General features: G+C 37.8%; 23 protein-coding genes. 16 read left to right on the forward strand and 7 right to left on the reverse strand.

Translation table 11 applies throughout. From position 1 onward, the window contains the following. Positions 1 to 39: 39 nt before the first annotated feature. Complete coding sequence (locus E7Z79_RS01570; protein ID WP_303738226.1) at positions 40 to 204, forward strand: Met repressor; 165 nt, start codon at positions 40 to 42, stop codon at positions 202 to 204. Here the strand turns inward: E7Z79_RS01570 and E7Z79_RS01575 are convergent. After that, complete coding sequence (locus E7Z79_RS01575; RefSeq protein ID WP_303738227.1) at positions 201 to 776, reverse strand: class II aldolase/adducin family protein; 576 nt, start codon at positions 774 to 776, stop codon at positions 201 to 203. The two genes, E7Z79_RS01570 and E7Z79_RS01575, sit on opposite strands and share 4 nt — an antisense overlap. Positions 777 to 787: 11 nt before the next feature. Continuing rightward, entirely contained in the window at positions 788 to 2515 is a 1728-nt protein-coding gene (locus tag E7Z79_RS01580; RefSeq protein ID WP_303738228.1) for a DNA-directed DNA polymerase II small subunit, read from the reverse strand. 161 nt (positions 2516 to 2676) lie between these two features. Here E7Z79_RS01580 and E7Z79_RS01585 point away from each other — a divergent pair, with 161 nt between their 5' ends. Genes E7Z79_RS01585 through E7Z79_RS01600 form a run of 4 tightly spaced genes read left to right on the forward strand, consistent with a single transcriptional unit; the run spans position 2677 to position 6160 of the window. Then, entirely contained in the window at positions 2677 to 3177 is a 501-nt protein-coding gene (locus E7Z79_RS01585; RefSeq protein WP_303738229.1) for a hypothetical protein, read from the forward strand. Between the two features lie 8 nt (positions 3178 to 3185). Next, complete coding sequence (gene cobJ, locus E7Z79_RS01590) at positions 3186 to 4259, forward strand: precorrin-3B C(17)-methyltransferase (RefSeq protein ID WP_303738230.1); 1074 nt, start codon at positions 3186 to 3188, stop codon at positions 4257 to 4259. Positions 4260 to 4270: 11 nt separating this feature from the next. Continuing rightward, a complete protein-coding gene (locus E7Z79_RS01595) occupies positions 4271 to 4867 on the forward strand; it encodes a potassium channel family protein (protein WP_303738231.1) in 597 nt (198 codons plus the stop codon). A 33-nt stretch (positions 4868 to 4900) separates the two neighbouring features. Next, complete coding sequence (locus E7Z79_RS01600; protein ID WP_303738232.1) at positions 4901 to 6160, forward strand: magnesium transporter; 1260 nt, start codon at positions 4901 to 4903, stop codon at positions 6158 to 6160. Here E7Z79_RS01600 and E7Z79_RS01605 read toward each other — a convergent pair. After that, the gene (locus tag E7Z79_RS01605; protein ID WP_303738233.1) at positions 6157 to 7008 is read right to left on the reverse strand and encodes a hypothetical protein; all 852 of its coding nucleotides are present in this window, start codon (positions 7006 to 7008) and stop codon (positions 6157 to 6159) included. The genes E7Z79_RS01600 and E7Z79_RS01605 overlap by 4 nt on opposite strands. Beyond that, complete coding sequence (locus tag E7Z79_RS01610) at positions 6995 to 7948, reverse strand: hypothetical protein (protein ID WP_303738234.1); 954 nt, start codon at positions 7946 to 7948, stop codon at positions 6995 to 6997. The genes E7Z79_RS01605 and E7Z79_RS01610 overlap by 14 nt, the downstream gene beginning before the upstream one ends. Before the next feature lie 173 nt (positions 7949 to 8121). On the opposite strand from E7Z79_RS01610, the gene E7Z79_RS01615 reads away from it, so the two are divergent. From E7Z79_RS01615 to amrS, 5 genes are all read left to right on the forward strand, one after another. After that, entirely contained in the window at positions 8122 to 8520 is a 399-nt protein-coding gene (locus E7Z79_RS01615) for a Zn-ribbon domain-containing OB-fold protein (protein ID WP_303738235.1), read from the forward strand. Continuing rightward, a complete protein-coding gene (cfbA, locus tag E7Z79_RS01620; protein ID WP_303738236.1) occupies positions 8492 to 9406 on the forward strand; it encodes a sirohydrochlorin nickelochelatase in 915 nt (304 codons plus the stop codon). The genes E7Z79_RS01615 and cfbA (E7Z79_RS01620) overlap by 29 nt, the downstream gene beginning before the upstream one ends. 87 nt (positions 9407 to 9493) lie before the next feature. Further along, positions 9494 to 9982, forward strand: a complete 489-nt coding sequence (cfbA, locus tag E7Z79_RS01625) for a sirohydrochlorin nickelochelatase (RefSeq protein ID WP_303738237.1) — start codon at positions 9494 to 9496, stop codon at positions 9980 to 9982. Between the two features lie 63 nt (positions 9983 to 10045). After that, positions 10046 to 10969 carry a thiamine-phosphate kinase gene (gene thiL, locus E7Z79_RS01630; protein ID WP_303738238.1) on the forward strand — a complete coding sequence of 308 codons (924 nt, stop codon included), beginning with the start codon at positions 10046 to 10048 and terminating at the stop codon, positions 10967 to 10969. Continuing rightward, positions 10956 to 11828, forward strand: a complete 873-nt coding sequence (amrS, locus tag E7Z79_RS01635; RefSeq protein WP_303738239.1) for an AmmeMemoRadiSam system radical SAM enzyme — start codon at positions 10956 to 10958, stop codon at positions 11826 to 11828. The genes thiL and amrS overlap by 14 nt, the downstream gene beginning before the upstream one ends. A gap of 648 nt (positions 11829 to 12476) precedes the next feature. Here the strand turns inward: amrS and E7Z79_RS01640 are convergent. The 3 genes from E7Z79_RS01640 to E7Z79_RS01650 all read right to left on the reverse strand — a co-directional run bounded on the left by E7Z79_RS01640 (position 12477) and on the right by E7Z79_RS01650 (position 16972). Beyond that, complete coding sequence (locus E7Z79_RS01640) at positions 12477 to 13733, reverse strand: UbiD family decarboxylase (RefSeq protein WP_303738240.1); 1257 nt, start codon at positions 13731 to 13733, stop codon at positions 12477 to 12479. Positions 13734 to 13740: 7 nt separating this feature from the next. Then, complete coding sequence (purE, locus tag E7Z79_RS01645) at positions 13741 to 14763, reverse strand: 5-(carboxyamino)imidazole ribonucleotide mutase (RefSeq protein WP_303738241.1); 1023 nt, start codon at positions 14761 to 14763, stop codon at positions 13741 to 13743. 61 nt (positions 14764 to 14824) lie between these two features. After that, positions 14825 to 16972: a Tex family protein gene (locus E7Z79_RS01650; protein ID WP_303738242.1), complete on the reverse strand. Its 2148-nt coding sequence runs from the start codon at positions 16970 to 16972 to the stop codon at positions 14825 to 14827. A 144-nt stretch (positions 16973 to 17116) separates the two neighbouring features. Here E7Z79_RS01650 and E7Z79_RS01655 point away from each other — a divergent pair, with 144 nt between their 5' ends. The 6 genes from E7Z79_RS01655 to E7Z79_RS01680 all read left to right on the forward strand — a co-directional run bounded on the left by E7Z79_RS01655 (position 17117) and on the right by E7Z79_RS01680 (position 25008). Next, positions 17117 to 18844: a glycosyltransferase gene (locus E7Z79_RS01655; protein ID WP_303738243.1), complete on the forward strand. Its 1728-nt coding sequence runs from the start codon at positions 17117 to 17119 to the stop codon at positions 18842 to 18844. 328 nt (positions 18845 to 19172) lie between these two features. Beyond that, a complete protein-coding gene (glnA, locus tag E7Z79_RS01660; RefSeq protein ID WP_303738244.1) occupies positions 19173 to 20510 on the forward strand; it encodes a type I glutamate--ammonia ligase in 1338 nt (445 codons plus the stop codon). Between the two features lie 338 nt (positions 20511 to 20848). Then, positions 20849 to 21766, forward strand: coding sequence for a glutamine amidotransferase (locus E7Z79_RS01665; RefSeq protein ID WP_303738245.1), 918 nt, complete (start codon positions 20849 to 20851; stop codon positions 21764 to 21766). Positions 21767 to 21781: 15 nt separating this feature from the next. After that, positions 21782 to 22435 (forward strand): tributyrin esterase, encoded by a 654-nt coding sequence (locus tag E7Z79_RS01670; RefSeq protein ID WP_303738246.1) that lies wholly within the window; start codon positions 21782 to 21784, stop codon positions 22433 to 22435. An 11-nt stretch (positions 22436 to 22446) separates the two neighbouring features. Beyond that, entirely contained in the window at positions 22447 to 23520 is a 1074-nt protein-coding gene (locus E7Z79_RS01675; RefSeq protein ID WP_303738247.1) for a Coenzyme F420 hydrogenase/dehydrogenase, beta subunit C-terminal domain, read from the forward strand. Next, complete coding sequence (locus E7Z79_RS01680; RefSeq protein ID WP_303738248.1) at positions 23521 to 25008, forward strand: glutamate synthase-related protein; 1488 nt, start codon at positions 23521 to 23523, stop codon at positions 25006 to 25008. It abuts the gene before it with no gap. The last annotated feature ends 49 nt before the right edge of the window (positions 25009 to 25057 follow it).

Raw genomic sequence — 25057 nt, forward strand, 5'->3', positions numbered from 1 at the left:
TTAGAAAAATATATATTTAATTAAAATGAATTATTATACATGTCAGATATAAGCAAAACCACAATAAACTTACCTGTAGATTTAAAAAAAGAATTAAAGAAAATGGCAATTGATGAAGATACTTCATTATCCGGATTAATCATTAAAATGATTGAAGAAGGAATGAAAAACAGAAACAAAAACGTAATTTCAGATGAAGATTAATCATTATCTTCAGCTGAATTTAACATCAATGTTATGAATTGAGTTTTAGCAGTCTCTTCAACAAAAACTGCAAGTAACATCGCTTCTTTTAAACTGTCGCTTACACAAATCACACCATGATTTTTTAAAATCAATACATCTTCTTTTCCAAGGCCTTCACTGGCGCTTTTTGCAAGCTCATCGCTTCCAGGCTTCTCATAGTCAATGGATTGCAGATATGGTGTTACAATCGGTCCGAAACCTTCAAGTCTTTTAAGCTTTTTATCTGAAAATGCAAATCCTGTTGCATAAGGCGAATGAGTGTGTACAATAGCATTAACATCAGATCTTTTTTTATAGATTTCCAGGTGCATGTTAACTTCGGAAGAAGGCTTTCCCTTAGTCAGGACATTGCCCTGCATATCAACAAGCACGATATCCTCTTCGCATAGGCTGGATAATGATTTCAGGGTCGGTGTAATGGCAATAACATTACCAAATCTTGCGCTGATGTTGCCTGATTTTCCGGAAACCAAGCCCTTATCATAAATCTCATTAGAAACGTCAATAATTTCTGCAATATTTTTTTTCATAAAAATAACCTCTATAAGAATTTAAAGTGTCTGTATTTTCCTTTATGAATAACAGGTACCTCAGCAGGAGTAGGATTAATGTTGTAAATTTTCTGGAACTCGGTTTGAGTCTGGAACGTACCTGAATTTATCAGATGAACTCCCTTATACTTTTTATAGCTGTTAATGTGAATGTGGCCTGTATGGAAAATATCAGGAACCTCATCAATCACAAGATAATCTTCAAGTTCTGAAGCTAATGGAGTTCTTTCACCATAAATTGGAGCCAAATGTCTTTTTTGTAATAATTCCATCATTATTTCATCGCTTTTCTCATATTCAAAGCTCTTGATAGCCATAACCAAGTCGTCAAAACTGCGTCCGTGGTAAATCAACACATTAATTCCGTCAAGGGAAACGACACCAGGATTTGAAATGAACTCTACATTGTCCAGTTCATACAGTGCATTTGCATATTCTTCAGGAACTGCAGGCTGCGGTTCAGCAACTCTTGATGCATCGTGGTTTCCAGGGGCAATGATGATTTTGATATCACTTCTGATATTGCCTAGGAATCTGGCAGCTTCGTTATACTGTTCTGTAATGTCCTTAATGGCCAATTCTTTGTCCTGATTTGGATATACTCCGATACCGTCCACGATATCCCCTCCTATAATCAGGTATTTGACGTCTTCAGCGACTCTTCTCTGCTCTTCGTCTCCGGCTTCACAGTTAATCCAGTCAATGAATCTTTGAAAAGCATCTTCCAGAAATGTCAGGCTTCCAATGTGAACGTCTGAAAGGAATACGATACCGAAGTCCATTTCCTTTTCAGGAATGCTTAGGACACCAGGGTTTATGATCTGTTGGCCAAAAGCGAAACCCGCATCACTGCTTTTGTTGGCAATGACACCGACAACTTCATCTCTAACAAGCTTTTCGGCCTCTGCAAACAACTCTTCGTTTTTGTTTGAAAACAGAATGGAAATGTTTCCTGTATCATCTTCAAACTCAACGATTTTATGGCCGTTTTTGCTTGATCTGATTTCGCGAACCATCAGAATCAGACTTAAGCTTTCCATGCTGTCGTCAATATCGGCAATTTTGGTATAGTTTCTAAGCTCAGGACGCCTGGACAGGATATTAGCCAATTTGTCATATCTGCTTTTGAAATAGGAAATCAGGTTTTCAAGTTCACCGCTGGTATAGGATTTCTTACTTGTGTCCTGAATGATTTTGAAGTCATATTTAACATTGGATTTCTGTTCATTTCTTTTAAATTTGATTTTAGTGTCCTTAATGGTTTCAGAAGCTTTTTGAATCGTTTCATTAACGTAGTTTTTAGGCTTGTCGCTTTCCTTTTTAAGGTCGTCAATTGAATCAGGCTTTTTAATTTCCTTTTCATCGTCAATTGGTTGCGGCTTTTCGTCTTCAACCTTCTTTTGTGGCTGTGCCTTTGTGTGAGAAACTTCCTTAGGTGGCTGTGGTGTTTTGTCAACAGTCTTTTCAGTTTCTTCGGACTTGATTAAAGTGTCCTGATTATCGCTTTCAGGCACGGTTTTAGTTCCGGTGAGTTCATCAATAGTTTCACCGCTGACGCTAACCAGGTCCTTTGATGTAAACTTATCACTTTTTAATTTAACTATTAAAGTGGATGCAAAATCTATAGGGTTTTCTGCATTTATGACTTTATCATAAGCTTCAGGTGATAGGTTTATTCCTTTTTTTGCAAATTTTAATAGAATTTTATTTGTCGACATACTGATAAAAAATTTATTTTTCTATGTTAATAAACTTTGAGAATTTTAAAAGTCAATATTTATTTCAGCCTGTTAATTTGGGTTAGGTTTATTATATATTAAACATATAATTTATAATATTATATAATCTATATTTATAAAAGATTAATGATTGTGATAAAATGGCAAGTAAAATACTTAGAGTTATACTAATAATAGTGTTATTTATCGTATTTTTCGAATTGGGTCTGTTCAGTTCATATACCATTGTAACAGCTGAAGCTCCTAACTTCCATGGATTGGTGGACATGCAGATTTCGAAAATCCATGATTTCTTCAGCCCGCAAAAGGTTAATGAGGCACTGATTAAGGATCCGACTCCAGTCAACGTTTCAAATCAAAAGGATGTTGCGCTTAAGATGGAATCCCTGTCGCAGGTAGATGGTGTTAATGTTGATTCAATGAACATAACTACATTCGACGATACCAATAACAATAAAAACATTACCGTCAACATCGAGGCGTTAGGTTATGCTTCACCAAGTCAGGCATCAGGACAGATTGTTATCAGTCAGAATCCGTCTTACAAGGTCATGGCAACCGGTCAGGCCAGATACGGTGAAAACGGTCTTAGAGTGGATGAAAATACAATTGCAATAACTTCTATTTTAAAATTGTACTAGTGATATAAATGATTAATGTAATAGGAATCGGTCAAAATAGAGACAATATGACTTTAGCGGCTATTAAAGCTATTGAAGAGTCTGATGTCATTATTGGTTATAAGAAATACATTAACCAGATTGAAGATTTAATTGAAGGAAAGGAAATCGTCAAAAAAGGAATGGGCGATGAGATAGCCAGAGCTGAATTTGCGATTAAAAAAAGTCAGGAAGGCCAAACAGTTTCATTAATCAGTTCCGGTGACCCGGGCGTATTCGGAATGGCAAACGTATTATATCAGATAGTAAGCAAATATGAAGATGTTGAAATAAAGGTTTATCCAGGAGTATCAGCCCTAAATTATGCGTCAAGCCATTTGGGAGCTCCTTTACATGATTTCGCTGCAATAAGTTTGAGCAATATCTTGACTCCATTATCAGAAATAGAAAAGAAGTTGAAATATGCTCTTGAGGCGAATTTTATCGTTGCAATCTACAATCCAATAAGCAAAACACGTAAAGAACCTTTCAGAAGGTTTAAGCAATGTGTTTTGGATATCAGAGGTGAAGATGCATTGATAGGAATTGTCGACAGTACCTATGAGCCTCCAAAGGCAACAATCGTTGAAGCTAAGGATTTGACTGAAGACATCGTGAACATGTCCTGCACACTGATTGTCGGAAATGACATAACTTATGTCCAGGACGGCAAGATGATAACACCGAGAGGATATGTTATCAGGTCCAAAATCCATCCATTATCACAAAATCATTATGAAAAGTTCTTGAACGGCGAAGTGGCTCATGGTCCAAATCGTGAGTGCGAATTCTATCCTTGCCACTGGGATGGCCAATACTGCGATTTCTGCTATTGTCCATTTTACCCATGCGGAGATTCTGCAACAGGCGGAGAATGGATAAAGGGCAAGGGAGTATGGAACTGTACAAACTGCCACTGGCTGCATACAAAGGAAGCCACTGAATATTTAAGAGAGCCTTTAGAAAACATTCTTGAAGATGTTGAAGATTTGAAAACCAAAAAGAAAACTTTATTGAAACTTAGAAAAGCATGCTTATTGAAAACAGATCCAAATGATCTATAGGGGAATTTGAATTGACAATTAAAACTCTTTTAATAGAAATGAAAAACATGTCGGAGTTAATGGTGGACTTAGCTTATTCAGCAGTTTTATTCAACAGTAAAGCCGCAGCTGAAGAGGTCATTGCACTTGAAAATGAAGTTAACTCCATGAATTATGAAATCAAAAAGGAATCGCTAGTAGCGGCCAGATCATATGAAGATGCAGAAAAATTGACTGCATTGATTGAAATTGCAGAAGCTGCAGAAAGTATAGCGAACGCAGCTAAGGATTTGGCTGATTTGGTGATAACCGGGTTTAAACCACACCCTGTATTTAAGATGGTTATGGAAGAATCTGACAAAAGCATAGTCAGAGTTACTATTGACGATTCATCAGAACTTGCAAATAATAGTTTAGGTGATTTATTACTGGTAAATCGTACTGGTATGCGCGTAATTGCAATCAGAAGAGGTTCATCATGGATTTATGGACCGGATAAGCATACTACACTTTTACCGGATGATACTTTAATTTTAAAAGGAACAGACGAAGGCGCTGATTTGCTTGAAAAATTAGCAGCAGGAACCTGTTCTTTAGAGGATATTCCAGAAGAATTAGAAGAAGACTAGGAAGTGAAAAAATGATTATGGGTAGTGATATGTGTGACAGACAAACAGAAGAAGATTCGCACTCCACTATCTGTAAAATGGTCTGATTTTTACGCAGAACATAAATCAGTTATTAAGGAAGGATTAATAGCTCTTTTTATTTGTGCTATAGGTGACCTGTGCGCAGGTCTTATTTTAGGTAAGATGACATTTTTCCTTGAGACATTTCCGGGATTGCTGGTGGTAATCCCTGGTGCTATTGGAATGAGAGGAAATATTTTCGGTTCTTTTGCATCAAGATTGTCAACTAACCTGCACATTGGTATAATATCACCTGAATTTGAGTTTTCAGAGCAATTAAACTATAACATATACTCATCTTTTGTTTTGACAATGGTATTGTCATTGTTTTTAGCAATCATAGCTAAGATATTATGTATTCTGCTGCATCAACCGTCCATGAGTCTAATAGATTTCATGCTAATCTGTGTGTTTGCAGGAATAATTTCAAACTTGATAATGCTTCCTATTACAATGTTCGTATCATTCAAAAGCTACGAACACGGATGGGATCCGGACAATATAACAAGTCCGATTATAGCAGCATTTGGGGATTTGCTTACACTGCCGGCTATCATTGCATCAATATTTATTCTTCAGGCAATGAACTTCAGCTTTATTTTTAAGGACGCTGTTCTTGTCATAGTATTAATTGCAGTATGCATTAGCTTTGTTTACTGTTATCGTCTTTCCTATGAGACAAATACAATTTTAAAGCAGTCTACACCTGTATTGCTTTTATGTTCCTTTTTGGGAGGGGCAGCAGGAAGCATATTGAATTCAGCGCTTGAAACATTGCTTACAAATGCAAGCCTCTTGACCCTATTGCCACTGTTTTCAGGAGAAAGCGGAAGCTTAATAAGTATTTTGGGAGCAAGATTATCATCAGGACTACATTCAGGGCTGGTAGAACCGTTTAATAAGCCGGAAGGAGAAGCCATTCATAATTTCATTATTAGCTTCATTTTAGCCATTATCGTGTTCCCTCTAATCGGTCTTTTGGCTGAAGGATCATCTTTCGCTTTGGGAGTTGTTGGTGTCGGATTCGATAAGATAGTTGAAATAAGCACAATGTCCGGGCTGATTTTAGTGACCATAATGGTAATTATCGTCTATTATGTTTCCATTACATCATATAGACATAATTTGGATCCGGACAATATCGTAATTCCTATTTCAACCAGCATAACGGATTCAATTTCAAGTTTTGTCCTGATTTCAGTTTCACTGCTCCTATTGGGCGCTTTGATTTAGTACCACGCTTTTAGAATGAGTTCACATTCATTGGTTCTGAAATAGTCATACTCCAATAGGCTCTTATCGAAGTTTTTCGGAACAGACACAAGCAATGCCCTTGGGTGGGGCTTGTCAAGATGAACGAAGACGATTGCACTGTCATCATCATAAAACTTGAATTCATCGTTTAGATAGATTGCATCGGATATTGTAGTTTTCCAGTACTTCTCCTTCACGACTCTTGTGGTGTCTACAATGTATGACAGGTCATATTCTTCAGTGGTATCAATCAACAGATAGTAATCCGAGCTTTTAAGATTGCCCGGAAACACCTTAAAGTAGTTGCAGCTGCACTTGTCCTGAGTGTGATGCCTATTGCATTTTCCTTCAGTTTCAAAATTTTTGATGACATAGCTCTTGTAGAAATCACATTTCACCAGTCTTGTAAGTGAAAAAACGTTTTCGCATTCACCACTTTCACCGATTTTTATACTTGAAATGCTGCTCTCCTTCGGTATCAGCTCCATTGAAGTGTGGAGTTTAGATGTGAACAATCTATCATATACAAGCTTGTCATAATCATTTCCAAGGGCTATCAGTTTGGCATACGAGACACTGTTCGGAATTATCTGACCCTCTTCATTGACGATTGCAAGGCCGGGAGTACCCTTGCCATATTCATTCCAGTTTTCAGGAACCCCCGGATTGTTTATCAGATTGTCAATGACTTCAGATGTTAATTTTTCCATATTGTTAGTTTCCACTTCTTTTATAGCCTTTTCAGTCGAGTTTTCAATCGATGCAAGGATTGCACCGAAGATTACTAAAATTATTATTAGGATCATTCCGATTTCAATAGCTCTCATTGCCCACCAACCCATATTTCTTTCTGTGTGATGCATCCAAAATCAAGCTGTCCCAATCATCAGGATCTATCTTTTCGCCGTTATAGTGGTCTGCAAATACCACATGGTCAGAGCACGACAGCGATTCGTTTCCAAGCGGGGTATGTGTCTGGATGAAGACCTCCATACCATAATGCGGACATTTCCCCTTGCCCTCCAGTCTGCACAGATAGCAGCTTCCGTCAGCGCTTTCATGGAAGTATCCCTTATCAAGACAATCCTTCAATACTCCATGATCACCATGGTGAACGTATGGGTCATAAGGGCACCTTTTCATAGTCAACGGTGCCGTTGCCTCGATATATGATTCCGGAGAGTCGAAATTATGCAGGAGCATATATGCAGAAAGTGCAGTCTTGTAATGAATCTTATCGTCATATGCCATCACGCCAGATGCTATTGTCAGCTTTGCAATAGGCAATGGGTCTCTTAAACCCTCAATCGATGCGTTTCTTTCAATTATCTGTGAAAATTCATCATTGCCTTTTTTTCCATTTAACTTTACCTTGAACAAGACTTTCCATGGCGAATCCGTAGGCTCAACCGATATGACTTCTGAAGACAAGTCAATATCATATTTCTTCTTGAATTCTTCGTTTTTATCTTCTAAAATATTGTTCAGGTTCTTTTTTATTTGGTCCTGGCTGTCTCTTACAGGCAGGCCATTGTAAACCTTTTGGGTAGCTTCAGCTATTGCATCCCTTCCCAAAATCTCCAGATTGGCCGAATAGTCATCGATAATGTATTTGAAGTTATCATTATTCTTGGAGTCAATATTTGAATTTTGAATGAATGTTACTGTAGTTATAACGAAAATTGAGATTAACAGAAGCGCCACAATCAAAATTGCGGTGGTGCCTACAATAATATTGCCTTTTGAGTCTGGTTTTTTTGCTTTCATTTTTAAGAATTTGGCTTGAAATTTATAAATCACTTCTTGAAGTGCGACCCTGTGATTTTACACATTAATGTTAATACGATTTTGCGAAAATGTCAAAAATAGTAATAAAAAAAATACCTATTTATATTATTTAAGATAAAGTATACATATTGAAAATTATTAGGAGGATTCACATGTCTGATACTGTAAGAACATGGCGTCATATACAACAAAGATATAATCTTATAGGCTCCAAATGTAACACCTGTGGTGAAGTTTTCTTCCCATCTCGTGTAGTTTGTCCTAATTGTAGGAGAAAAGGAGACCTCGAACCTTTCCAATTTTCTGGAAAAGGAAAAATATATACTTATTCAGTAATTAGATCAGCACCTGATGACTTCAAAAAATCAGCTCCATATGCTGTAGCAGTCATTGAACTTGAAGAAGGTGCAAAATTAACCAGCCAACTCGTCGACTGTGATGTTGATTCACTTGAAATCGGCGATGATGTTGAAATGGTATTTAGAAGAGTTAGAGAGGATGGAGAAGACGGAGTAATCTCATATGGATACAAATTCAAAGTTATCAAATAATACCGGTGTAATTCTCGTAAGTCACGGCAGTACCTTGCCTTACGCAGAAGAGGTATTTACAGAAATCAAAGAAAAATTTATCAAAAAAACAGGTCTTGTGGCTGAAATAGGATACATGAAAGTCTCAGAGCCTACAATTGCAGGTGCTGTAGATGTTCTAAAAGAAGAAGTGGATGATTTGGATAAAATCATTGCTCTTCCTGTATTTTTAGCTCCAGGAATTCACACCAATATCGATATTCCACAATTGTTAGGCTTAGAGCCGCTTGAAGTTGATCCAAGATGTCCTGACGGCAACTATCCGCCGGAACATTACCTGTCAATAGCTCCTGACGTTGATTTTGACGGTGAAATTGAACTTTTAAGTTCAATTGGACCAAGAGATGAGCTATTGGATATCATCGATAAAAGGGTTGAAGAAGCATTGGCTGAATCCGAATTGGATGACAATGCTAAAACCGGAATACTGCTTGTAACCCACGGTTCCAGACTAAACTACAACAAGGAATTTGCAACCGCATTATACAATAAGTTCGAAAAGACCTGCGAATTGCCGTCAAGTTTCGGATTCATGGAATTATGCGGTCCAAGCATACCTGAATCAATCAATAAACTGGTTGATGAAAACGGTTTGGAAAGACTGGTTGTCGTACCGGTATTCATTGCTCCTGGAATGCACACAACCCATGACATCCCACATATCCTAGGATTTCTGGATGACCACGAACATGGGCATTCACACGGCCATTCCCATGGCCATGGGGACCACGACCACGTGCATGACTTGACCCCTGTCGAGTTCGATGGTGAAATATTATATCCGGAGCCTATAAAGGCAGATGACATCTTAATAGATATTTTAGCTAAAATGATTGAGGGAAAATAGTTATTTTTCCATATATTTTTTTGAAAAATTTTTTAATCAAGATAACTTAACAGAATTTAACTTAAAATTTAATTATGGTTGATATTTATGTCAGATAAGAAAACAGGAATATTATTATTATCTCACGGTTCCAGATTGGACGATGGTGAAGAGGTAATTAAAGCTTATAAGGAAATGTATGTTGAAGAGTTTCCAGACATGCCGGTTGAATACGGGTTCATGGAAATCAGAAAACCGGGAATTCCGGAAACAATCAAAAAATTAACTTCTGAAAACGATTTGGATAAAATCATTGTAGTGCCGGTCTTTGTAGCACACGGTCTTCACACAAAAAGGGACATTCCGGGATTGTTAGGAATTGAGAGCGATTATGAAGGTGACGACCACGGACATCATCACCACCATCATGACCACGATGATCACGATGACCACCATCACGGACATCATCATCACCACCATCATGACCATGACGACGAGTCGGTCGAATTCGATGGTGAAATCGTTTTAACCGATCCTTTAGGAATCGACAAAAGAATGTATGAAATCATCAAAGACAGAGTTTCAGAACACTTATAGTTCTGAAATCCTTTTTCTATTTTTTCTTAAAACTTATTTAATTTAAAATTTATACTAATATTCATGACATTAAAAGTCTCAGACATCGGCGAAAAGGAATTGGTCAGGAATATCATATCCCATTCCAGGGACATCACACCCGATGATACCGCAATAACTGATTTTAACAATACAAATCTTATTTCAACATGTGACATGCTGATTCAGTCAAGACACTTTCCGGGAAACATGTCCTATTTTGACATGGGATTTAAGGCAGTCACAGTCAATGTGAGCGACCTTGCGGCAATGGGAGCGGAACCGATAGGATTTCTGCTTGCAATAGCGATTCCAAAAGACATGGAATTGGAATATTTTAAGGAAATTATACACGGAGTCCTTAATGCTTGTAGCTATTATTCAATTCCACTGATTGGCGGAGACACCAATGAGGCATCGGAAATAATAATCACCGGCACCGCATTGGGCCTGACAGATAAGCCATTGATGAAAGACACTTATCAAAAGGGCGATTTGATAGCAATTACCGGAAATATCGGTCTTGCCGCATTGGGATTTGAAATGGACACTTTTGATAATGTATATGTAAAGCATGCCTTAAAACCGGAAGCAAGGCTTAAGGAGGGTTTAATCCTGAAGGATTATGCAACTTCAGCCACTGACATTACTGATGGGCTTGCAAGCGAGTTATATGAGATTAAAAGGGACGGTTTCGGCTTTATGATTTATGAGGACATGTTAAAGGTTTCTGATGAGTATAAAAACCTGGCCGGCGAATTGGGCCTTGATTATCTGGATTTGATATTGCATGTCGGCGAGGATTTTGAGCTATTATTCACTATTTCCAAGGAGAATCTTGAAAAGTTGCCGATTGACTGCATTGTAATCGGTGAGGTTACCGATTCGGATGTTGTTGAACTTACCCTGGAAAACGGCTATGTTGAAAGAATAGAAAACAAAGGCTATGAGCATTATGTTAGTGAGTAGCGATTTATACAAAAAGAGTTCCAAGACACAAAAGATCAGATGTGAAATCTGCGCAAACTACTGTAAGATTGCCGATGGCAGTACAGGAGTTTGCAAGCAGCATAAAAACATAAATGGCGAGTTGTTTGATGAGTCATACGGTATCGTTTCATCACTTAATCCCGATCCGGTTGAAAAAAAGCCTTTGAATCATTTTTTACCAGGGACATTTACATACTCAATCGGCGGTTTCGGGTGTAACATGACATGTCTGCATTGTCAGAACTATATGATATCACATGAATATGACAAAAATTCAAGGGGTGTTAAAATAACACCAGAGGAGATTGTGGAAAATGCACTTAGATACAATTGCAAGTCAATTGCTTGGACCTATAATGAACCTACGATACACTTACCTTTCTCCAAGAAAACCTCTTTGCTTGCAAGGCAAAAAGACCTGAAGGTAATCTATGTCACCAACGGCTATTTTTCAGACAAGTCACTGAATGAGGTTTTGGGATTTGTGGACGCATTCAACATTGACCTCAAAAGCATGTCAAAGGATTTCTATAAGAAGATATGTGGTGCAGATTTGGATGTGGTCTTGGACAATATAAAAAGGGTTTATGATGAAGGCAAGCACTTGGAAATAACCAATTTAATAATCAATGGACATAATGATTCTGTCGATGAGATTAATCAGTTATGTGATTTTGTTGCTGGTGAATTGGGAGTGGATGTGCCGCTTCATTTCTCAAGGGCATTTCCATATTATAGGATGAATGATATTTCACCGACAAGACCTGAAATCCTGTTTAAGGCTCGTGATATTGCCCATGATAAGGGCATTAAGAACGTGTATTTGGGAAATATTTAGAGTGATGGTTGGTGGATGGTAATCCACTCTGATTATCATATCCATTTCACAAAAAGTATGTCACAAATTAAAATTCCGCTTCAACGCTTCTTTTTTTCGAAAACTCAACTTGAAAACTATAACCTCTCATTTTGATTAATTTCAAATTTTAATCAGAAAATGCTTTTTTTAATTTCTAACTAGATTTTGCTAGAAATATATGTTGCTGCTAAAAAGATAATGCAGTCAACAAGCATTTCCACCATCACTTCACCTCCTTTAGGAGGATAAAATTTTTGGTTGTGTATTTTATATCTGTTCCAGTGTAATATTATTATTACTTTATATATATAAAGTATTACTATTATATAAATTATAAAATTTTAAATATTAAGAAAAATAAGTATTAAACATCGGTTTGTATGGAATTCATTTTTTGGTTCCAATTTTTAATAATTGTTAGGGTTTTAATTCAACCCTACTTTTATTAAAATGCTTTTTTTTTAAAAAAAATTGTTAAATTTTCAAATTTTAATAATATCTTGAAAATAGTAGTTATATAATTAATAGCTACTTTTCTAATCGAATTCTTAAGTAAAAAATAACTTAGATAAATGAATTAAGAATCTGCACTTAAAAAATTTTAAAAAAAGTAAATTAAAAGTTAGTTTATTCGCCAAAACTAACTCTTTCGAATTTTTCCAATGTTTTAAGTGACTTGGTTGCGTCAACTCCGATTTTAGTGGTTGTGCCGTCACTTTCAGCCACAGGGTCTAATGATGATCCACGGACATTTGGAACAATCATGATGTCACGGTCACCTTTCACACGTGTAGCTATTGCATATTCCACATCTTCGGCATCAAATATGTTGACATCGGTATCCACTGCAACACAGTGTTTTAGTGAAGGGTGTGCGGATAGTGCAGCCATGATTGCATTCTTACCGTCACCTTCGGTCTGCTTGTTGATTGATACAACTGCATGCAGCCAGCAGCAGCCTCCTTCACTCAGAACGACATTTTCAACTGTAGGAACAGCATTTTTAACTGCCTTGTAAATCCTTGGCTCTTGAGGAAGGCCTTGCAACAATTTATGTTCAAATCCTGCAGGAACGATTGCATGATAGCATGGATTTTCCTTTTTGATGTGCATCTTTTCAAGGTTTATGATTGGCTGGTCACGGATAATGTCGTAAGTGTCAGTCAGGTCAACGAACGGCCCTTCGGCAACGGTTTCAGTCACTGAAATCTTACCTTCAAGAATAATGTCTGCCTGTGGAACTTCCAAATCGCCGCATTTTATCAATTCGAGTTCCCCATTTTTAAATGCATTGGCCACTTCCATCTCATTGTAGTCGATAGGTATTGAAGTGGTACTTGCAAGCAATATTGCAGGGTCCATTCCGATAGCTATTGCAATTTGTAAATCTTCACCAGCTGCTTGTGCATTTTGGAAGTAGGTGTAAAGGTTTCTTGGCACGATTCTGATGACCAGTCTTTTATCGTCAAGCACCATCATCCTGTGGATTGAAGCGTTCTGGATGCCTGTTTTAGGGTCACGTGCAAACACGACACCGGCGGTAATGTATGCTCCACCATCTCTCTTATAATGTGTTAAAATAGGAATTTTTCCTAAATCAACATCTAAATTATCATAATCTGAAAAATCAGTGAATTTTGTAACTTCAACCGGATTTTCCATCGCATCAATGATTTTTTCGGTAATCTCTGACACTTCACAGTTGATTGATTTTGCAATCTTGTCACGGGTATTGCAGATTCCGGTTACAACTGGCATGTCATATCCTTTCACGTTCTTAACAATAACGGTGTCCTTAGGATATTCTCTTAATACTTTTGAGATTTCATATTCAGTTGAAAGCTCATCTGCAATTTCTATAATGTTTTCGTCTTTAAGGTTCATGTTATCACTATAAGCTTATTTTTTTATCCTTTAATTTCTCAAGAATGTCCACCATTTCCGGATTTCTGATTGAAAATATTTCACCTGCCAATACTGCGGCATTCTTTCCGTTGTTTATGCCGACAGTTGCAACGGGAACTCCCGGTGGCATGCTGACAGTTGTAAGCATGTAGTCATCGCCGTTTTCATTGGTACATGGAACTCCAATTACAGGTCTTGCTGTAAGGCCGACTAGTCCTCCTGTAACCTGTGATGAGTTGGAGCTGACTCCGATGAAAATCTTGGCGTTTTTCATGGACTTGACATAATCTATGAATTTTTTGTTTGATCTGATTGGACAGACTACTTTCATGTCATATGTAATTTTGAGTCTGTCAAGAAGTTTGGTAATTTTTTTGGCTGTCAATACGTCATTTTGCCTTCCAACAATGATTGCCACTTCAGCATCCTTGTTTTTGCATCCTCCATTCTCTTCATCTGCTTGAACTTTATTTATTTCAATGTCTTTGACTTTTATGAAGTCATTTCTGATGAATGGCCTGTGAATCGGCTGGACAAGGTTTTCATTACTGTCAATTACCTTTTGAGCATAATCCTTTCTTAATTTTATTACCTTCTGATGTATTTCGTCATCATGAAGTCCAATGAATTGTGCAGCGAGAATTGCGGCGTTATCTCCCCTGTCAATTCCAACGGTAGCTATAGGGGACGGGTAAGGCATTTGAATGATTGACTGTAAAGCATCGACACCTCCTGTTTTCACATCAACCGGAACTCCAATGACGGGTCTGTACGTATATGCCGCAATTGAACCCGGTAGGTGCGCAGCTAAACCTGCAATTCCAATAAATACTTCTATTCCAGCAGCAGTACCTTGAGTAACGATTTCACGAACAAGATTAGGTGTCCTGTGGGCTGATGCTATTTTTAAACTGTATGGTATTTCTAATTTGTCCAGTATGTCCATTGCTTTATTTGCAATGGCAATATCTGATCCACTTCCAAGAATAATCATTATCTTTGGTGTCATTTAAAAATCCCTTCTAAAAATAAATTTTATATTCACTATAAAATATTGATTTTAATATATATTAAATTATCATCGAAAGATTAATCCTATTTCTTCTGTTATCAACATCCAAGACCTTAACGTCAACGATGTCGCCTACACTCACAATATCCAAGGGGTGCTTTACAAACCTATCGGCTACCAACTGTGAAATGTGAACCAGTCCGTCCTGATGAACTCCAATATCTACAAATGCACCGAAATCAACAATGTTTCGGACTGTTCCCTGCATTATCATGCCTTCTTCCAAATCATCAATCGATAATACGTTCTTTCTCAGCATCGGTTTCGGCATGTCTTCACGGGGGTCACGGCCAGGCTTTTTGAGCTCCTTAATGATATCCTTTAGGGTTTCTTGGCCGATGTCCAGTCTTTCAGACAATTCCTTGATGTTGATGTTATCTAATTTTAGTTTTGAGGTTCCTATATCATTAACGGAGTAATTCAGATTATCCAATAATTTTAAGGTCGCATCATATGATTCGGGGTGAATTGTGGTATTGTCAAGCGGATAATCCGGATTATCAATTTTAATGAAACCGGCACATTGTTCAAATGTCTTTTTACCGAGTTTATTAACTTTCAATAATTCCTTTCGGTTTTTAAAGCTTCCGTTCTCATCCCTGTATTCGATAATATTTTTAGCGGTTGTATTTCCAATGCCTGAAACGTAATTCAGGAGACTTACTGATGCGGTATTCAGGTCAACTCCCACTTCATTGACCACTTTTTCAACAACACCTGTCAATGATTCATTCAATCGCTTTTGATTCATGTCATGCTGGTATTGTCCGACACCTATTGATTTCGGGTCGATTTTAACAAGTTCCGCTAATGGATCCTGCAGCCTTCTTGCGATTGATACCGCACTTCTTTCACCCTCTGAAAACTCCGGAAATTCCTCATCAGCCAATTTTGAGGCTGAGTATACTGATGCTCCAGCCTCATTGATAATGATGTATTCGACATTTGTGTTTTTGATAATTTGAGATACAATCTCTTCAGACTCTCTTGAGGCCGTACCATTGCCTATTGCAATAACGTTAATGTCATATTTTTCAATCAGTTCACGAACAGTTTTTATGGATTCTTTAACCTTATTCTGAGGTGCTGTCGGATAAATCAAAGCGGTATCCAATACCTTTCCGGTTTTGTCAATAATGGCAAGCTTACATCCTGTTCTGAATGCAGGGTCCCATCCTAAAATAGTCTTGCCGACTAGCGGACTTTCCATCAGAAGCTGATTCAGATTTTTTGCAAACACCTCTATTGACTTCTCTTCGGCCTTTTCGGTTAATGAATTTCTTATTTCCCGTTCAATTGCAGGGGAAATCAGACGTTTATAAGCGTCGCTGACGGCTTCCTTAATGATTGGTGTCGTATATCTGTTGTATTCTATCTTTTCAGGAATTCTTGAGATGTTTTTAAGCATGTGCCTGTTTAGATATTTTATGATTTCATCGCTGTCGCAGGTGATTTTTGCTTTGATTATGCCTTCGTTTTCCGCCCTGTTGATTGCCAGAATCCTGTGAGGAGGTATCCTTTTGACTTTTTCTGAATAGTTGTAGTAGATGTCATATTCAGTGGAGGTGTCCTTGTCTTTGGCTTTTGTTTCGATCTGGCCGGTGTGGAAGGTATTTTGACGGATTTTCTTTCTGAATGTGGAATTGTCCGAAATGATTTCAGCTATTATGTCCTGTGCGCCCTGAATCGCCTCTTCAGGGGTTTTCACCTCATCGGTGACATACTTTTTGGCTATATTTTTGATGCTTTCCTTAACCTTTTGTTTTAAGATGATATTTGCCAGTGGCTCCAGGCCTTTTTCACGTGCCTTTGTAGCCCTTGTTTGCTTTTTGCTTTTGAATGGCCTGTATATGTCCTCAAGTTCCACCAATGTCTCAGCCCTTAAAATTTGGCTTTTCAAATCATCATCAAGCTTTCCTAGCTCTTCAACCCTTTTCATTACCTTATCCTTTTTTTCTTCCAGGTTTCGCAGGTATTTAAGCCTTTCATCAAATTTTCTCAATGTTTCATCGTTGAGAGAACCTGTCACATCTTTTCTGTACCTTGCGATGAAGGGTATGGTATTGCCGTCATCAATCAGTTTGATTACCTTTTTAACTTGCCAGTTGGCCAGATTCAATTCCTTTTCAAGTGTCTTAACAATCATCAAATACTACCTATATTCAATATTTCTTTTTAATTCAATATTATCGCTTATTGATTAATAATTTTTTGTTTGAATAAATAATAACATTTATAACTATTTAAATTATAAAAATAATAATGTAGAAATTAAAAACGGTGAATTTAATTGTATTGGTTTTTCGTAATTATTGCATTTTTGCTGGCGGGCATCAAAACCCAAAAACCCAAAAAATACCAGAAGGTTTCTGTAATCATTCCCGCCTACAACGAAGAGGATACCGTGGCCAAAGTTGTGGAAGTGGTCAGGAAGGTATCGTTCGTTGATGAGATACTCGTTGTAAATGACGGATCATCCGACAACACCGAGGCCGAAGCGATGAAGGCCGGAGCTAGTGTAATCACCCATGAAACCAACAAGGGTAAGGGTGAAGCGTTGTTCACTGGTTACAGGGAAGCGGAATGCGATATTATAGCTTTCATTGATGCGGACATTCATAACCTGACCTCCAAAAAGGTTGAGGCGATGATTATGCCGATACTCGAAGGAAAGACTGACATTACCAAAACCAAATTCGCACGTGCCAGTGGACGTGTAACTGAACTTACAGCGAAACCGCTTCTAAACTTTTTCTTCCCTGAAATCTCTTTTGAACAACCTTTGAGCGGTCAGTTTGCGGCACGTAAGGATGTATTGAAACGCATTAATTTTGAAAAGGACTATGGTGTCGATGTGGGTATCGTTATTGATGCTGACGTGTTGGGAATTTCAATAACTGAGGTCGACATTGGTGCAATCGAGCATGACATGTCCCCGCTTGAGGATTTGAACCTGATGGCAAATGAGGTTGTAAGGACTATCATGAGCCGTGCAAACAAGTATGGCCGTGTTATCATGATTGACGAAATCGGTCATTTTATCCGAATGTCAATTGTGGGGTTGTCCCTGGTTATCCTAGGTTTGTTTACAATATTTTTCGTAAGCTTTGTTCCATTGGCTGTCGGTATAATGATTGGTGTAATCGGCCTTATAATTGCAATCTACTATATTGTCAAGGTTATCGTAAAGTCAATCGTAATGTTTAAAAAGACCCCTAAGGGAAACCTTGTAAGATCGTTTATCAAAATTCATTTTCCGCTCATTATTTCAATCATTTTATTGCTTTTAATGATTTCAACATTTATCGGAGCGGCACATTATGAAAATGGTGTTTTGTCAATCGAGCCTAATTCAAGAAACCTGATTATTTATGCAGACGATTCAGCAAGGGACAATGCAATCACTGTAAGGGGCCCTTACACTGTTGACATTGCAATTGAAGATGAATTGGACATAATACGTATGCCGGCCGATGCAATGATGACATTGGGCGTAAAGGAAAACGATACGATACAGATTGATGAAAACACCTATACAATCAAAGATGCGAGGGACGGCGAACCTAATATATTAAGATTGCCTAAAGAGGCTAAAAACTTCTTGAATCTTGAAGAAGGAAATGTGATACAAAACACCCGCTTAAAGCAAGTGTTTGAAGGAACTGTAATGACCCATAGCTATGAAAATGAGAATTCCACAGTTTATGAAGAGTATATAGTTTCTTCCAGAGACGTTCATTCATGCACATACGAAATCTTTTTAGACAATACATCAATTGTTTACTCATCAGGAATATTCAAGAAGAACTCAACATATGATATTAAGGTCAATGATGAATTTGTCACTTCATTTAACTTCAAGAAGAACAGTAATGTCACATTTGACTATGGAAATCACACCGTTGAAATAATGTTTAAGGATAAGAATACAACATCCATAAAACAAATTCCTCGGGAAAGCCAGGGAACCTTCCTGAATTTTGAATTTGATTCTCTAGATTCCACGTCAAATGTTTAGAAATATTTCCAGTTAATTATCTATTTTTTTTGTTTTTCATCACTAATTTTTTCTAATCATCTTTTGACAATATTTAAATGATTTTTTTGATTTGTTTTGCATTAGTCATCTGATAATTAAGAAAATACTGTTTCTATTTTAGTTTTTATTTTTTCGCATATTCAAAATATTTATATATTAATACTGCTAAATTTATTAATCGGAAGGAATGTTCCTTCCGACAATGTATTTCCGACTATACATTATATCAAATTCATTTAGTAAAAAATTTTCAACTTTCAAAATATTCAGCTAAATGAAAAATAAACTCAAAAATTGATGTGAAAGAATGTCAGAAAGAGATGATAAATTAGACCAAATAATTAAAACAATAGAAGTAAACGACATAAAATTTTTGAAATTAGAGCTCTCAGACATACATGGGTTACCAAAAAGTATGGCAGTACCTCTTAAAAAAGCCGACGATGTTGAAGACATCGTGAATGATGGATTATTGTTTGACGGATCCTCAATTGCAGGATTAGCTTCAATTAATGATAGTGATTTACTTGCAAAACCGGATATCGACACATTTTCAACAATTCCATGGAGACCTGAAGTGAAAGGTACCAGCAGATTCATTTGTGATATTTTCACTACAGAGGGAAAACCATATGATGGAGATCCAAGAGGAGTGCTTAAAAAATCATTACAATTAGCAGAAAAAAGAGGATACCAATTCAATATGGGTCCAGAACCGGAATTCTTCATCATAACAAAAGATGAAGACGGAAATTACATACCTGCAGATGAAGCTGAATATTTTGATGTAGAACCACTAGACCAGGGTACTGATATCAGAAGGGAAATCGTATTAGGTCTGGAAAAATTAGATTTCAATGTTGAGGTAAGCCACCACGAAGTGGCTGCAGGACAGCACGAGGTAGACTTTAAATATGCTGATGCTTTAAAAACAGCTGATGCTGTAATAACCTTTAAAGAGGCAGTAAAAGCTGTAGTAAACAACTTAGGATTTAAAGCAACATTCATGCCAAAACCGTTCCTCGGAATCAACGGTAGTGGAATGCACTGTAACCAAAGTTTGTTTAAAGACGGAAAAAACATTTTCTATGATCCGGATACTGAAAACCAAATATCCCAGGAAGCATTATACTTCATTGGAGGATTGCTGAAACATGCACCGGCTTTATCAGCAATATTATCCCCAACAGTCAACTCCTATAAACGTCTAGTGCCTGGATACGAGGCACCATGTTACATAGCTTACGGATTCAAAAACAGGTCAACATTATTAAGGATTCCTGCATCCCGTGGATTAGGTACAAGAATCGAATGCAGGTCAGCAGACCCATCCTGTAATCCATACCTTGCATTTGCAGTGCTGCTCGAAGCTGGTTTAGATGGTATGGACAATAAGATTGATCCTGGTGAACCTACTGAAGAAAACCTGTTTGCACTTTCCGAAGATGAAATTGCCCAAAAAGGAATCGGCAATTTACCAACAAGCTTATGGGAAGCATACCATTCATTAGAAGAGGACGAGGTTGTTAAAAACGCTCTTGGAGAAAAAGTATTTAATCAATTCTATAACATCAAAAGGGCTGAATGGGATGCTTATAGAATTCAAGTCTTCGATTATGAAAGGGATGAGTACTTAAACGTATAATATCACTGAATTGATTGGCGGTCTTGTTTAAAATTTGGTCTTTAAATGGGCTGCCAATCGATATTAAATTTTTTTGGAGGTTGAGAATTAAAGCGAAATCAGAAAACAGTGAAATATTGAAGTTAAACAGTTTTTAAGATTTTAGAATTATTTTTTTTAAGGCATATGGTAATTTTAGAATTGCAGTCATTAGGCATATGAAATCTAAATCATGATATTTCAAGCATGATGAAAAACTGAGATATCAGATTTAAAATAAACTCGACTTAAGTTATTGATTTGATCTGTCATTAACTTACATGTTGTATTCACCTATTATTTTGTTTGGAGGTAAAAAAATGTGTGGAATAGCAGGTGTAATATACAAAGATAAAAAAACTCACAATGTAGGCCAGGCATTGACATCAATGTTGGAATCCCTACAACACAGGGGCCCGGATTCAGCAGGTTATGCAATCTATGGCAGTTTAGATTTCCCTGAAAATTATTATCAATTAAATATCGAAGTACAAAGAAGAAGAGGAGCATTAGACAATTTAAAATCATTATTAAATCAGATAAGCCCAATATTCGAAGAACAGTTAATAGAGTCTGTAGGCGACTCAGACGTATACAAATGCAAAATAGCACTGGACGAGTACTCTCTTTTACAGCCATGCATAAGAGAGATAGACGAACTTGAAAACGTAAGGGTAATCAACGGTTCACATTCCTTTGAAATGATAAAGGACACCGGAAAAGTAAAGGACATTGCAGAAAGATTCAACGTTCAAAGCAGAATGGGAACACACGGGATAGGACATACTCGTTTTGCAACAGAAAGTGGTGTGGACCGCTATCATGCACACCCATACCAAAGCTACATCATACCAGACATAACTGTAGTGCACAATGGCCAAATCACCAATTACTGGAAAATCAGAGATCCTTTAGAGAGAAAAGGACACACTTTTGAGTCATTCAACGATACGGAATGCATCGTTCACTATATGGCGGATAAACTTGACCAAGGTTATAAATTAGAGGAAGCCCTTGACCAGGCGGTAATTGATTTGGACGGCCCATTTTCAATATTGGTCGGAACTCCCAACGGAATCGGAATTGCAAAGGACAAGCTTGGCCTCAGGCCGGGAGTAATGGTGGAAACTGATGAAATTTTTGCAATAGCTTCAGAGGAAATGGCATTGCATGATGTAACAGATTCCAATGAAATAGAACAGATAGCTCCAGGAGAAACAAGAGCTTACACCATCTGATGAGGGGGTTTATCCATGAAAGAATATGTAATTGATGCAGAAAATATGGATGAGAAAGAATTAAACCGTACCATAAAAGAACAGGCCATATCTCATGATAAAATTATCATTAACAATCCTGAATCCAGACACAATATCTGTGCAGGCTTAACTGAAGATGTTGAAATAGAAATCAACGGATCTGCAGGTTATTTTGTCGGCACCATGGTAAACGGCCCAAGGATACATATCAACGGAAACGCCGGATGGTTTGCCGGAGACAACATGACCGAAGGAGAATTGGTCATTGAAGGCACAGCGGGTGACGGTGCAGGACAGGGAATCTATGGCGGAACTGTATTGGTAAAAGGAAGCACAGGTTCAAGAACCGGTGAAATCATGAAGGGCGGAACCGTAATAATTGGCGGAAACAGCGGATTCATGACCGGATTGCTCATGATGGGAGGTAAACTCATAATACTCGGCGACGTAACCGATGATGTTGGCGAATCAATTATGAGAGGAAGCATTTATGTTCTTGGAGAAGTGAAAAGTCTGGGAAAAAATGCTGTTATGCAGGAAGCCGCCCCTGAAGATCAAAATGAGCTAAGGGAAATTTTAACAGAATATGATTTTGAACTAAGTGATGCGGATTATAAGAATTTTAAAAAAATCGTTAATATACAATAGGAGCTAAGAAAATGAGTGAACATAGAATAGCTATGGTTGGAACACCATGTGAAATTATGGCAGCATCCAAACTGCAACATTATACTGACAGCCCTATTGATGTTAAACTGGGCTTATTTTGTATGGAGAATTTTTCATATAAGTACTTTGAAAATCTTTTAGAGGAATACGATTTGATAATGGATGACATTGAAAAATTCCAGATTGATAAAGGATTCGTATTTTTATTACTGAAAACCAAAGAAACAGTGAAAATACCGTTATCAGTAGCTAAAAGAATCATCAGAAAAAACTGTAACATATGCGTTGAATTGACATCAGAAACATCCGACATTTCAGTAGGTTCCATAGGATCAGATGACGGCTGGTCAACATTGATAATCAGAACCGAAAAAGGAGAGGAAATAGTCAATGGAGCAATAGAACAAAAATTCATTGAAGCCAAAGACCTTACAGAATTTCAATTTAATTTACTCAATAAACTTGCAGGAAACAAAATTAGCAAAAATCTAGAGCATATAGAAAATAAGGAATTTCTTGCTAGGCCGGTATTGTATCAGAGGCAAAAATCAGACGATTCAATCAATAAGGAAATCTCAGAGTCTAACTTCTTAGATCTGAAGTCAAATATCATTGATATCGGAGCTTGTGTGCTCTGCGGAGCATGTGAATATGTATGTCCGGACAATCTGATAACAATCGATGATACAAAACCGATAATGAGAGGCGAATGCCCTCAAGACTGCCATGCATGCTTTGCAGTTTGTCCTAGAACGTTTACAACTCAAAATTTAAGAAATGACAATACAAAACCGATTGGTGACTTTATTAAAGTGCTGACAGTCAGGTCATTGAAACATAGCCAGGGACAGGACGGTTCCATTGTAACCACACTTTTAGACTATCTGTTGACCAATGAAATCGTTACCGAGGCACTCATTGTTGATAAGAAAGATGACCTGGCATGGAAGCCTTATGCAAAGATAACCAAAGACATTGATGAAGTTGTAAAATCCGGAGGAACAAAATATTCCGTCTGTCCGGTGTTCAAACCGTTAAAAGATATAAAAGAGGGGGTAAATTAGATGTCATTCACTGTTGAAAGAAAAATAGAGATATGCAGACAGAACAATGATAGGCCTGGCTGCTGCTGGTATTTATGTGACAATCCTAAAAAGTCAGCATGTAAAAACTGTTACAGCTGCTATTCAAATTGCCCTCACAACGTATATGAGGTAATTAACGATGAACCGCTGCCTATTCATCAGGAAAACTGTGTAGGATGTAAAATATGTGAAGAGATGTGTCCGACACATGCAATATATGTCAGGCCTCTTGTAGATGAAGGCAGAGGAATCTGGTCAAATTCAACAATGGTTGAAATCAAACGTAAAAGCCAAAGCGGAGCATATAAAGTGCGCGGATGTGGACTGACCAGGAAAATCCCAACATTTGATGATTTAAGCATATTGCCTGCACAGGTTTCAAGACCTCCAATAGATTCATACAGGGAAACCTGCAAGACTTCAGTAGTGCTTGGGGACAGGTTTGCTGAAAACCCAATCGAAATCGATACTCCAATCATGATCGGAGCAATGTCTTTCGGTGCACTGAGCAAAGAGGCAAAAATAGCACTGGCTATTGGAAGCAGTAAAGTGGGCACAATAACCAATACAGGCGAAGGGGGAATGCTTCCTGAAGAGAGGCATTATGCCGATAAGCTGATTGCACAGTATGCTTCCGGCCGTTTCGGTGTTTCAGCCAGTTACCTGAACAATGCTGAAGCCGTTGAGATAAAGATAGGTCAAGGTGCAAAATCTGGTATGGGCGGACATTTGCTTTCCCATAAGGTGACCGCTGAGGTGGCCAGAGTCAGAAACATTCCGGAAGGAACCTCAGCATTAAGTCCTGCAAGACACATGGATATTGTCGGGCCTGAGGATTTAGGCATGAAAATCAACCAATTAAGGGAAATCACCGACTGGAAAATACCGATTATTGTGAAATTCGCATCCGGTAGGGTTGAACAGGATGTAAAGATTGCAGCAAAGGCAGGCGCAGACATAATTGTAGTCGACGGTATGCAGGGAGGAACCGGTGCCGGACCTGAAGTCGTCACTGAACATGCAGGTATTCCTACAATAGAAGCGATTGTAAAGGCTGATGATGCACTCAAGGAGATAAACTTAAGAAGCGAGGTCAGTCTTGTGGCTGCCGGTGGAATAAGGTCCGGTGCGGATGTGGCAAAAGCAATAGCATTAGGTGCAGATGCCGTGTATGTTGCAACCTCAGCATTAATTTCAATAGGATGTAAGGTCTGCCAAAGCTGTTCTGAAGGAATATGTCCTAAAGGAATTGCCACACAGGACAGGGTGCTCAGAAGAAGACTGGATCCAATAAGAAAAGGTCAGCAAGTTGCAAATTATATAGAGGCAATGACTCAGGAAGTGACATCCTTGACCCAACAGGCAGGAAACACTGATATAGAAAATCTTGAACGTCAGGACCTGCTTGCATTGACCATGGAAGCATCACAGTTAACCGGAGTGCCAATGTCAAGCAAGCAATATTAATTTGATGAGGAATTATTTAGAATATAAAATTCAAGATTATGGGGTTTAA

It is taken from the genome of Methanobrevibacter thaueri (genome assembly GCF_015062905.1).
GTDB classification, from domain to species: Archaea; Methanobacteriota; Methanobacteria; order Methanobacteriales; family Methanobacteriaceae; genus Methanocatella; species Methanocatella thaueri_A.